General features: G+C 35.6%; 10 protein-coding genes. 7 read left to right on the plus strand and 3 right to left on the minus strand.

The genetic code is table 11. The features are described 5' to 3' along the window. The first annotated feature begins 19 nt into the window (after positions 1–19). Together BLE01S_RS17615 and BLE01S_RS17620 are read left to right on the plus strand one after the other, a co-directional pair. The gene (locus tag BLE01S_RS17615) at positions 20–1,927 is read left to right on the plus strand and encodes a beta-N-acetylhexosaminidase (protein ID WP_066145380.1); all 1,908 of its coding nucleotides are present in this window, start codon (positions 20–22) and stop codon (positions 1,925–1,927) included. 38 nt (positions 1,928–1,965) lie between these two features. After that, positions 1,966–3,018, plus strand: a complete 1,053-nt coding sequence (locus BLE01S_RS17620) for a lactonase family protein (RefSeq protein ID WP_066145385.1) — start codon at positions 1,966–1,968, stop codon at positions 3,016–3,018. 149 nt (positions 3,019–3,167) lie between these two features. Here the strand turns inward: BLE01S_RS17620 and BLE01S_RS17625 are convergent, their stop codons facing one another. Both BLE01S_RS17625 and BLE01S_RS17630 read right to left on the minus strand, forming a co-directional pair. Beyond that, complete coding sequence (locus BLE01S_RS17625; RefSeq protein ID WP_066145389.1) at positions 3,168–4,160, minus strand: hypothetical protein; 993 nt, start codon at positions 4,158–4,160, stop codon at positions 3,168–3,170. Positions 4,161–4,305: 145 nt separating this feature from the next. Then, positions 4,306–5,280, minus strand: coding sequence for a lytic polysaccharide monooxygenase (locus BLE01S_RS17630; protein WP_066145393.1), 975 nt, complete (start codon positions 5,278–5,280; stop codon positions 4,306–4,308). A gap of 417 nt (positions 5,281–5,697) precedes the next feature. On the opposite strand from BLE01S_RS17630, the gene BLE01S_RS17635 reads away from it, so the two are divergent. The 5 genes from BLE01S_RS17635 to murQ all read left to right on the plus strand — a co-directional run bounded on the left by BLE01S_RS17635 (position 5,698) and on the right by murQ (position 11,560). Further along, positions 5,698–6,660, plus strand: a complete 963-nt coding sequence (locus BLE01S_RS17635) for an ABC transporter permease (RefSeq protein WP_066145396.1) — start codon at positions 5,698–5,700, stop codon at positions 6,658–6,660. 28 nt (positions 6,661–6,688) lie between these two features. After that, the gene (locus tag BLE01S_RS17640; protein WP_066145399.1) at positions 6,689–7,585 is read left to right on the plus strand and encodes a carbohydrate ABC transporter permease; all 897 of its coding nucleotides are present in this window, start codon (positions 6,689–6,691) and stop codon (positions 7,583–7,585) included. 103 nt (positions 7,586–7,688) lie between these two features. After that, positions 7,689–9,305: an extracellular solute-binding protein gene (locus BLE01S_RS17645; RefSeq protein WP_066145433.1), complete on the plus strand. Its 1,617-nt coding sequence runs from the start codon at positions 7,689–7,691 to the stop codon at positions 9,303–9,305. Positions 9,306–9,914: 609 nt separating this feature from the next. Next, the gene (locus tag BLE01S_RS17650) at positions 9,915–10,640 is read left to right on the plus strand and encodes a GntR family transcriptional regulator (RefSeq protein ID WP_066145402.1); all 726 of its coding nucleotides are present in this window, start codon (positions 9,915–9,917) and stop codon (positions 10,638–10,640) included. 17 nt (positions 10,641–10,657) lie between these two features. Next, positions 10,658–11,560, plus strand: coding sequence for an N-acetylmuramic acid 6-phosphate etherase (murQ, locus tag BLE01S_RS17655; RefSeq protein WP_066145404.1), 903 nt, complete (start codon positions 10,658–10,660; stop codon positions 11,558–11,560). Positions 11,561–11,840: 280 nt separating this feature from the next. On the opposite strand, the gene BLE01S_RS17660 is transcribed toward murQ, so the two are convergent. Then, positions 11,841–12,032, minus strand: a 192-nt coding sequence (locus BLE01S_RS17660; protein ID WP_157419509.1) for an LPxTATN C-terminal sorting signal domain, incomplete at its 5' end; no start/stop codon positions are given.

Below are 12,032 nucleotides of genomic sequence, written 5' to 3' on the forward strand. Positions count from 1 at the left end.
TTAAAGGGGACAGGTTAAATTGAATATTACATTTACAGGTGAATTTTCTCCATTAATTAAAAGTGTAGAAGAGTATCAAAAGGAATTAGGGTTTACTATTTCAAAAGATGGTATTCCGATAACAGTAGAACAGCAGGATGAGATAGGTTTAGATGTTTCATTAGAAGCAGGAGAAGGTAAAATTATCTATAGTGAAAAGGTTCACTTTTTTAGAGCATTTGGTTTGCTATTAGAGCATTTGCAGAAAAAGAAGGCTTCATTTCACTTGAAAGAAGAGCCGCAATTTTCATCAGTTGGTCCTATGTTTGACCTATCAAGAAATGCGGTAATGAACATTGATAGTTTTAAAGGGATTATACGAAAGCTTGCCCTTATGGGTTTCAACTCTACCATGCTTTATATGGAAGATACGTTTGAAATGAAGAGTGAACCATATTTTGGTTATATGCGTGGAAGATACTCTCAAGAGGAACTAAAGGATCTTGATGATTATGCTGATCAGTATGGGATAGAACTAATTCCGTGTATTCAAACTTTAGCCCATTTAGAGGAATTTTTGAAATGGAGTGCTGTGTCCCATTACAAAGATACAAGAGGGGCCTTGCTATTAGAAAGCGAAAAAACATATACATTTATTGAAAATATGATTGCTTCTGCATCCGCTCCGTTTCGAAGTAATAGAATACATATTGGTATGGATGAAGCAGAAGAGGTTGGCCGAGGGATTTATTTAAATAAAAATGGATATAAGCCACGTTTTGAGCTAATGTCAGAACACCTAGGGAGAGTTCTGGACATAACCGAAAAGCAAGGATTAGAAGTAATGATGTGGAGCGATATGTTTCTTAAACTAGCATCCACCACAGGTGACCAATATAGCGCCGAAACGGAAATACCGGATTATATTATTGAGAACACACCTAAAAATGTTCAATTAATGTATTGGAGATACAATGAAACAAATAAAGATCATTATACGGAGATTCTCCGTAAGCATAAAGCATTTGGAAGGACTCCTGCTTTTGCTGGTGGTATTTGGGTCTGGAATACATTTGCAACCAATTATGGTTTATCGTTAAATGCAAGTGATGCAGCCTTGGCAGCCTGCAAGGAAGAAGGAGTACAAGATGTTTTTGTGACCCTTTGGGGTGATGATGGATATGAGAATAATTTCTATTCTGCTTTATTAGGACTACAAATGTATGCAGAGCATGCCTATTCGAAGGAATTAAATAAAGATAAGTTGCGGGACAGAGTCAAATTCTGTACAGGTATTGATGAAGAAACATATTTATTGCTTAATGAACTTGATGATACGCCTGGGGTAGAGTCAGGGAATAAGGATCAAACTAATCCCTCCAAATTTCTTCTGTGGCAGGATATTTTGTTAGGCTTATTTGATAAGCATATAGAAGGCTTGGATTTAAAAACGCATTATGAACGATTAGAAGATAAGATAAAAGAAAAAAGAAATCCTGATCATGCATTAGATTATATTTTTGAGGTGCCTGAAAAGCTGTCAGCAGTGTTAGCACTAAAGGCAGGGGTTGGTGTAAAATTAAAACAAGCGTATGATAATCAAGATATCGAAGAATTAAAAAATATAACAGGAGTAGAATTACCTGAGATTGCGAAGAGAGTGGAGGCATTGCGCCACGCACATCGAAATCAATGGTTTAAGATGAATAAACCTTTTGGATGGGAAGTCATCGATATTCGTTATGGAGGCTTATTATCACGTATCGATACTGCCATACATAGAGTGAGTGACTTTATTGAGCAGCGCGTTAAAAGTATTGAAGAACTGGAGCAGAAACGTTTATACTTTACTCAAGACACCGCCGAGTCAACCGGTCTAGGATGGTGTAGTTACTATTACCGTATTGCTTCACCAAACGTATTCTTCCATGTGTTACCAATTTATTAATCTACAATTAATAGGTTTTTAGAAAGGGATTAATATATATGACAATGAATCAATATGATGTGTTTGTTGGAAGTTATGGAAAAGCAACAGAGGAATCGATACATTGGCTCCGCTTTAATGCAGCGGACGGGAAACTAAGCAAAGTTGCCTCCATATCAGGTGTAGAGAATCCTTCCTTTGTTACATTGAATCATACGCAAAATCGTCTGTATTCAGTTAGTGAAGTAGAAAATGGTAAAATTGTTAGTTTTGATATAGATTATGTGACTGGGAAATTGACAGAACTAAATAGACAGTCAACAAAGGGAAGCTCACCATGCTTTGTAGAAGTACATGAAAGTGATCAATATATATTCACCGCTAATTATGGTGGGGAGAATATAACCGTTCATCCTTTAGGGCTGAGCGGTCACATTGATCCTGTGAGTGAAATAAAGGTTCATTCCAACAGAGGAGCGGAGGTAAATGCAACTTCGCATCCCCACTGTATTAGAAATGTACCTAATACTAATGTGTACACTGTGGCTGATCTAGGGTTAAATCGTTTGTTTTTATATGAATTTAATGAGGCATCAAGTGAATTAGTGCTAATTAATGAAGTGGAGGTTCCGGTTAATTCTGGCCCTAGACATATATCATTCCACCCACATTTACACCGGCTATATATTGTTAATGAATTGAACTCTACTATTTTGGTATATTCATATGATGGAAAGGTAGAGAATTTAAAATGGTTGCAAACAATAGATACGATTCCTTGGAATTATGAGGGATCAAATTATTGTGCGGATATTCATGTTTCTCCTTCTGGTTCTTATTTATATGCTTCTAATCGAGGACATCATTCGATTACAGCATATAAAATATTGGAAGATGGAAAGTTAGATTGTCTAGAGCAAACTTCAACTCTAGGGGAGTGGCCGCGTAATTTTGCTATTGTTCCAGATGAAAGATATATACTTGTAGCAAATGAACATACAAATTCTATTGTTGTGATGCAGATAAGGGAAAATGGAAGTCTGCAAGAAACAGAACAAATATATTCTGTAAGTAAACCCGTATGTTTACAAATTTTGCGAAGAAAAGAATAGATTGCCCATAACAAAAGGAAGTGGATTAGGAATCAGTCCACTTCCTTTTGTTATGAGCAATAAGAAATAATCAAGCTTTTTTCTTATCAAATTTATCTTTAGCCAAGGCATATGATGCTTTAAGCTATAGTATTAACATACAGCGCCTTTTAAGCAAAGCGATAATAAACTAAGACAAATGTTGAAATAACCAAAAGAAAGTTACAGAAGATAAATATACATTGCTCTGTTACAGTCTGGCATCTTTTAAGAGATGTTTTATAAAGTGGTTTTCCTTCAAGAATAAAAGTAATTAGTATGACATGGATCATAAAATGGCCAATAAATTCTGCATATCCGAAAAGCATGGTTGTTAGGATTAAGATTATTGTAAAAATAATTCCCAATGAGCGGTTTAAAATTCCAGCAATCCATGAATAACCAATAATAAATTCGATGAAAGCAGCCATAACGATGAATATAGTTGGTTCAAAACCGAAGGTAGGAACATTATATGCCTCGATAATGTTGACTGTCATATTGGGGTATACCCACTTTTCTACAGCTACCCAACATAACGATATTCCGGTTATAATATACAAAAGTGGAAAGCCTGCTTTTTCCCATCTTGTTTTGATCAATAAGAAAAATAGAATTAGAGCGAAATAAAAGGAGTAATCCAACATATGGAAAAGTCCATTCTCTATTATATATTGAATGAATAAACATAGTAAGATAAGGGAGCTAGCTTTCGTCGCATAGTGGGATGGTATGAGTAAACAAATAATTGCGATCCAAATTAAAATGATAGAGAATGATTGCTGTAGATGGAATTCAGGGGCGAACAATGTCCCGTTTGTGACTTGAATGATTAAAGCTAATGCTGTTCCATATCTTAATAAGGATTGCGAATGTTTAAAGTTAGAATACTTTTGTTCCCATAATTTAATTCTAGCTGAATCTTCAGTTTTACGTATCAATATCGTTAAAAGTGCTAGGAAAATCGCGGTTAAGAAGGTTAGTATAATAAATAAAGGAGAAAGGATCGTATCAAGCGTTTCTTTTTCCGGATTCACCTTTGTAAACCATTTGACATGTGCATTTGCGAAGAGCGGGGAAGTCAGTAATCCAAACACAAACAGTGAGATAAAAAACCTTTTCATGTCTTGCTCCTTTGCTATTCCGATATATCTTAAATTCATCAAATTTTAGTTCAATTGTTTTTGAAAATGAGATATTAATATAATAGGGCAACCCCTACTAAAATAGTAAGGGCAAGCCACTATTGTGAATTTTATAACTAGTTGACTATACTGCTAACCATGCGCTGTTAGAACCAGGTTGATCACCTTGAGTCCACCACAGTGCTTGATAAAGGATGCCGTTATAAATCACCTTATCACCGCCCAAGTATGCTTTACTAGCGTCCCAAGTATTAACTGGATTGTCATTTTCCTCTCCATTATCGTCATCATTATTAACTAGTTTCCAAACAGACGACTCTCCTGGAACTTCGTTTTGAGTCCACCATTGTGCCTCGTAAGTAGAACCGTTATAGCTCACTTTATTACCCTTTAAGTAAACTGCAGCTGCATCCCATGCAGGAACAGTATTGTCATTATCTTCGCCCTCTCCAGGCTCACTAGGGATTTCTGGTTCTTTGGGTTCTTCCGGCTCAACAAAGTCACCATCGAAATTAGCATCAATTACGTTATAGAAAGCATTGGCCGTATCATACACTTCCCAATATGCTAAAATTACATGATATCCAGTACGCTCTGGAACTACACAATCATGGCTGACTTGAAAAGGAGGGCGCTTCCCACCATCATCAATTGTACAGAATAGTTCAAGATCTGAGCGTTTCAATGGAGAATTTGGATCCCAATTTTCTTTTGTAATATAGTATTGCCATTTATCTGTTGCATGAGCAGCTGTTAAATTCCAGCTAAAAGTATTTGCACCACTTGTCATTGGAACCTTTGCCCAACGATTAGTTGATTGTTCATCTAGTTTAGGAAAAACACCGCCTGCACTAGCTATTTGCCCATCAGCAGGTCCTGCGTTAGGAAAATTACCTGGAGCTTCTAAACTTTGTGGTTCATAAACTACTGCTCCGCAATCCTTGTTTACTCCTTGTTTACAAAGTAAAGCTCTGCTCGCTGGGGAATCTACATATCCGTGGGCAGAAGCTTTACCAACAAATGCCATTGTCAGCGCTAACATAATAAGTGTACCAATTACAATAAATATAGGTTTTATATTTATAGAACGAATCTCCATTTCAACTCTCCCTTTATAAATTTATTTTATAGTGAATAGGTTTGAATATTTATAGAGTACTGGATGTCTATACCTCCCTTCTCGCAGTTTTATTCAATCTCTATTCTCTTCAAGATAAACATACAAGAAAATAATTAGCAACAATATTTCTGAAGATTTAATAAATTGGGTAAAAGGGCTTGGTTATTTTTACTTATTAATTGAGGTGACTATTGGCATGTTTAGTAATAAAGTAATCTCATTAGATGAATAATGAAGAAGAAATCTTGGGTTTAAATCGTCATTAATAAATTATAAATGTAAATTTTAAAAATGTATTGAATATTCTTATGATAATTGGTATAGTTATCTCGACAACGAGAGGAACTTAAGACTGGAAGTGCTGATAGCGATTACAAAGGGAAGGAGGGGGAATATTTGCCACAACTAAAAGCAGAAAAGACATTGAGTCCTATATTAGAGAAAAAGAAGAAAAAACTCTTTACACGTATTTTTAAACAGTGGGAACTTCAGATGATGGTTATCCCGGGATTGTTATTTATTTTAGTTTTTAACTACTTTCCTATGTATGGTGTATTGATGGCCTTCCAAGACTTTAATATTTTTAAAGGGATGTCAGATAGTGAATGGGTAGGTATTAAGCATTTTGTAATGTTTTTTAATGATTCTCGATTCTTTGAAATTATGAGAAACACAATCGCTATAAGTGGTTTAAAAATATTAATTGGCTTTCCGGCACCTATCATTCTAGCTTTAATGCTGAATGAGGTCAGAAACATGATGTTTAAACGAACAGTACAAACAATTACCTATTTACCACACTTTTTGTCTTGGGTTATTGTTGCAGGGTTTGCAACATCTATATTAGCGACGGAGAGTGGTAGCTTAAATATTCTATTGGAGAAAATAGGATTAATAAATGAGCCTATTAACTTCTTATCAATTCCGGAGTATTTTTGGACTATTCTAATATCCACAAATTTGTGGAAATCAATTGGATTTGCTTCGATTGTTTATATCGCGGCTATTTCTGGGGTAGATCCACAATTGTATGAGGCTGCAGCGTTAGATGGGGCGAGTAAATTAAAACAGATTTTCTTAATTACGATTCCATCTATTATGCCGATTATTGTGATCTTCTTGATTTTGGAGATAGGTAACCTACTGAATGCTGGATTTGAAGATCTTTTATTATTAGGTTCTAACGCAGTGCTAAGACCTGTGTCAGATGTTATTGATACATATGTTTATCGAGTAGGTATTAGTAATTCGTTATATTCATATGCGACAGCAATCGGACTATTTAAGGCAGTGATCAGTGTTGGATTACTTACAATAGCCAACCAGATTGCTCGGAGAAGTGATAACAGCCTATGGTAAGTGCTAAGAGGAATTGGGGTGAGACACGTTGTTAAAGTTAAGTTTTGGCGATAAAGTGATGTCGATAATTATACATGTGCTGCTATTACTTTTGGCCTTTGTAACATTTTATCCATTTTGGAATTCTCTTGTTATATCCTTTAACAGTGGACAAGACACAATGCTAGGAGGTATCACCTTTTGGCCACGGGAATTTACGCTTGCAAACTATGAGCTTGTTTTTAAGGATAAAAGACTTGTTAATGCCTTCGTTATTTCAATATTAAGAACTGGAATTGGTACCGTTCTATCAGTTCTAGCTACAGCTCTTTTAGCTTATGGGTTATCAAAAAAGGAACTGATTGGCCGTAAATATTATATGATATTTTGTTTAATTACAATGTTTTTTAGTGGAGGTTTAATACCGACATTCTTATTAGTACGTGGGCTTGGTTTAATGGATTCATTTTGGGTAATGATTATTCCTACACTCATAATGGTTTGGAATATGATTATTTTTAGAACATTTTTTCAACAATTACCTGCAGGTCTAGAAGAGTCTGCAAAAATGGATGGTTGTGGTTATTGGTCTACCTTCTTTAGAATTGTACTTCCGCTTTCTGGACCTGTTATTGCAACTTTATCTTTATTTACTGCTGTTTATCATTGGAACGACTGGTTTTTTCCAAGTATTTATATAACTTCTGAAAATTTAATACCAATTCAAACCTTGTTACAAAAAGTATTAAAGGCCAATACGGTAAGCCAATCAATGAGCCAAATTGATGCGGGAGCTGCTGCTCATATGGCGAAACTTACAACGGTAACCGGAAAATCACTATCGATGGCTATTATGGTAGTTGCTACACTACCTATTATTATGGTTTATCCATTTGTACAGAAGTATTTTGTAAAAGGTGTATTAATTGGATCATTGAAAGAGTAGGCCTAACTATGATTTAAAGTGAAAGCTTTAAATATATAACTCTATATAAGAGGGGGAAGGGAAATTGAAAAAGACAAGCAAATATTGGTTATTGCTTACGTCAATGCTTTTGGTACTCGCTGTAATGGTTGGTTGTACGAAAGGGGCATCCAATGAAGAAGACGGGGATGGGAAAAGCTCAGAAACAGAAAAGTCCAGTGAAAATAATGATAAGCCATTTGTGTTAGGAGAAGAACAATTAGATATTACGATGTTTGGAAATTATGACTGGTATACAATGCCACCCTGGGGCGAAGATATATCATCAGAATGGATTAAAGAGAACAAAAAAGTAAACATTACCGCTATTGATGGCGGTGGGGAAGCCGCTCAAAGATTAAGTACTTTGATAGCAGGCCAAGATTTACCTGATTTCATCTGGACCGATAAAGGGGCAGATGTAGAGAGATTACGTCAAGGCGATGTGTTAGTTCCTTTAGATGATTATTTAGATAAGTATACGAATTTAAGAGACTGGTTTGGTGAAGCGGGTATTAATATGCTTCGTTCTGATGACGGAAAACTATACCAATTCCCAAACTGGTATAATTCACAACCATTTGGTAACGCTGGCTATGTCGTCCATAAAGGTATTTATGAAGAATTGGGTTCACCTAAACTTGAAACAACAGATGATTTATACGAGTATCTAAAAACTGTGAAAGAAAAATTTCCAGATGTAACACCATTTGAAACTCATATAGACGGACAAGGTGTTAGTGTCTTATATTCTGCATTTACAGAAGACAGCTCTCCAGGGGATATCCGAAGACATGCAGTAACGGATGGGGAGAAGCTATCATCAATTTTCACCAGTCCAGAATATATTGAGTCACAGCAATATGCAAGTAAATTATTCCGAGAGAAATTAATTACACAAGATGCCTTGTCCCAAGATATAGACATGGTTACAGCAAAAGTAACGGGTGGTAAAGTTGCTGTTTATGCTGCAGCAAGTCCAACCGAATTTGCAAGTGTCGGTCACTATAATATGTTGAAGGAAGATCCCGACAGTGGCTATTTTTATATTTGGCCTATCGCCAAAGAAGGATTGGACAAGAATAAAATCTATCCAGGTGATTACAGCATGATGGGTTGGAATGTTAGTGTTATTACTAAAGATGCAAAAGATCCTGAAAAAGTTTTTGCTTTTCTAGATTGGTTAACAGGTCCTGAGGGGCAAACTTCCTTGATCTTTGGACCAGAAGGTAAGTATTGGGATGGTTTTGATGAGGAAGGTCTTCCACAATTTACGGATGAATATGTAAATGACCCAGAAGGTCTTGCAAAAATTGATGTTGATACAGGTAACTTTCAGTGGAACGGAAACTCGAATTTCCTAGATACTGCCAAGGCAAAGTTCACAGCTTCGCTACCTGAGGAAGAACGTAGATGGGATACGCATTGGCAATCGGAAGTAACATGGAAAACACAATTAAATGGAACAGAATTTGAAAACATAAATCCACTTCCAGATTCGGAAGAAGGTAGAATCTTACAAAGTATTGATGAAATTGCCGAAGAAGCAAGAGCACAAGCGTTATTTGCAAAAAGTGATGAAGAAGTAGCTGAAATCTTTGCAAAGGCTGCCGAAAATGCCAATAATCTTGGTCATGATCAGCTACTTGAATATCAAACAGAAAAATGGCAAGAGAATTTGAAGAAGTTAGGAAAAAAATAATAACAAATTAAAATAAAAGGGTGACCTAGAAAAAAATTATGGTCACTCTTTTTATACGGCAGGCATATAATGCTTTTTTAAGATATTTTTTTGGGAAAGCTTCATTATATTTTATTTAGCCGCTTAGAATGATTGAATTTCTCTTTTTATGAAAAGGAACATTAATTAGATTGCACTCTATCAAAAGTAAAGCAGATAATATTTCTTCCTGTCTTTTCATGACAACGATAGACTCCCAATCGTACTATGCTAGAGAGCATGTTTTGAATTGAGCTCTGAATGTTCCCTTACATCTTTTTCATGAAATGTAATTAAAATATTTATAACTTAGTTTAGCCTACATCTATAAATAAGTATCTCTTTATTTAGATCATCTATCGAGCCAAGTCTCTGCATAAGTAATGGATAGAATAAGGTTATAATTATATCGGGAAAGTAATGGGTGCGGGGATTTCTGGGGCAATAAAAAGTAAGAGGAAGCATACAATTACATATATAGACAACTATACTATTGAATGATAAGATAAGTATGTAAGCTCATCTTTCTTTTATGTTATAATATTCTTAAAAGTGTGTATAGAGCAAGATTCGTTTGAGAGGAGAAATTATATGATTGACAAGTCTTCCCCGATCCCTATTTATTATCAATTGGAAGAGCATATTAAAAAGCTAATTGAAAAGGGGGATTTAAATCCTGGGGATTCTCTTCCCTCTGAAAGAGAATATGGAGAGATATATGGTATTAGTAGAATGACAGTCCGACAAGCGATAACAAACCTTGTGAATGAACGCATTCTATATAGAGTTAAAGGTAAGGGTACATTTGTAATGGAGCAAAAGCTGGAGCAAAAATTACAAGGTTTAACTAGCTTTTCCGAAGATATGAAGGTTAGGGGAATGAAAGCGGGAGTAAAGTTACTTAGTTTTGATATCATTCCTGCTGATAATGATATAGCAGAACAGCTTGGTATAAATGAACAAGATCTTATATATGAAATAAAGCGGATACGTTTAGCAGAAGGAATTCCGATGGCATTGGAGCGAACATATATCTCTGCAGACAGGGTTCAAGGATTAAATGAGGAAATTGTAAAACATTCTCTATATGAATTTATTGAAAATACCTTAAAGCTAAAGATTTCGGGTGGAGTCCAAATTATTGAAGCTGCGATTGCTAATGAAGAAGAAGTTGAACATCTTCAAATACCAAAAAACTCACCAATTCTATTAATGCAACGGACTACTACTTTGGAAAACAAAGTGAGTTTTGAAGTGGTAAAATCCTCCTATCGCGCTGATAGATATAAATTTATGATTGACCTGAAACGATTTTGATTATCGAGGTGAAGGCGATGAGTAATAACGTAACAGAGCTAGTTAATAAAAATAGCATGAACATTGACGAGTTGTCATCAGCAGATATTGTTTCTTTAATGGTGGAAGAAGATAGGGTAATATATCAAGGAGTAAAGCAGGCAATGCCTGATATTGCTAGGTCGATAGATCTTATTGTTGAGCAATGGAAGAAAGGCGGAAGGGTATTTGTAGTTGGGGCCGGTACAAGTGGTAGATTAGGGGTACTTGATGCAGCAGAATTAGGTCCGACCTATTCCATTGATGAATCTCGATGGATTGGAATAATTGCTGGTGGTTACGAAGCAATGTGGAAGCCTTTAGAAGAACATGAAGATGATGAAAATCTAATTGATTTACTAGGGGCATATAACTTTTGCGAGTTAGACGTAGTAATTGGTGTAACTGCTAGCGGATCAACACCATATGTATTATCTGCTATTAAATTTGCTAACGACATAGGTGGAACTACTATTTCAATTAGTTGTAACGAGGGCACCATTTCATCAGAACTAAGTGATTGTGGAATTGAAGTCGTTGTAGGACCAGAAGTAATTCGAGGTTCCACGAGATTAAAGGCGGGTACAGCACAAAAAACGGCCTTAAATATTATTTCTACGGGCACGATGGTTCGTTTAGGAAAAGTATATAAAAATCAGATGGTAGATATGCAATTAATCAATAAAAAGTTGCATAAACGCGCTGAAAGAACTTTGATCGAATTGGCCGGAGTAACAGAAGTTGAAGCAAAGACATTACTTCAAAAGGCTAACTATGATTTAAAGACCGCGATTTTTATAGGAATGACAAAGTCGGATGTCGCTGAGGCGCATACATATATAGCGAATGAAAGTGGGCATTTAAAGTCTGCTATTTATAAATACATGGAACAATATAAATGAAAAGACCTTGCTAGCATCACTTTGCTAGCAAGGTCTTTTCGTCATGATATTTTCATAAATAATGAATTCTTCCTCCTTCATCTTAAGCTCCATGATTGCAGAAAGGAAGAATCCTGCTATCCCTATAATGTCTTTATAGAAAAAAGCTCTAGAGTAACGGCTCTTATAGATCTTGTGTGCAAATAAGGGAGGCTTATAACTAAACTTGCTACCTCATCAATATCAGGAGATCTCCTTGGTTCTCACTCTCGTATTGTTTAACACCCTGCTTGTGCTCTTTTTAATTTAAGTCTTTTCTTCTATGAAAAATAAATAAACCAATTCCTAGTAATAGAAGGAGGCCCCCTATTAAAAATAGATTATATGTGTTTGTTGCTGTATTAGGGAGTTTCTTTCCGTCTTCCAATTTACCTGGCTTAGGATCTTTTATTTCATTTGGTTTTTTAGTTTCATTCGGTTTTATGGATTGACC

This window comes from Lederbergia lenta NBRC 16444 (assembly GCF_001591545.1).
GTDB lineage: Bacteria > Bacillota > Bacilli > Bacillales > Bacillaceae_C > Lederbergia > Lederbergia lenta.

Coding starts and splice junctions, on each gene's coding strand:
- BLE01S_RS17645 (WP_066145433.1), top strand. CDS start 7,689: ATGCTTTTGGTACTCGCTGTAATGGTTGGTTGTACGAAAGGGGCATCC.
- BLE01S_RS17650 (WP_066145402.1), top strand. CDS start 9,915: ATGATTGACAAGTCTTCCCCGATCCCTATTTATTATCAATTGGAAGAG.
- BLE01S_RS17625 (WP_066145389.1), bottom strand. CDS start 4,160: ATGAAAAGGTTTTTTATCTCACTGTTTGTGTTTGGATTACTGACTTCC.
- BLE01S_RS17620 (WP_066145385.1), top strand. CDS start 1,966: ATGACAATGAATCAATATGATGTGTTTGTTGGAAGTTATGGAAAAGCA.
- BLE01S_RS17630 (WP_066145393.1), bottom strand. CDS start 5,280: ATGGAGATTCGTTCTATAAATATAAAACCTATATTTATTGTAATTGGT.
- murQ (WP_066145404.1), top strand. CDS start 10,658: ATGAGTAATAACGTAACAGAGCTAGTTAATAAAAATAGCATGAACATT.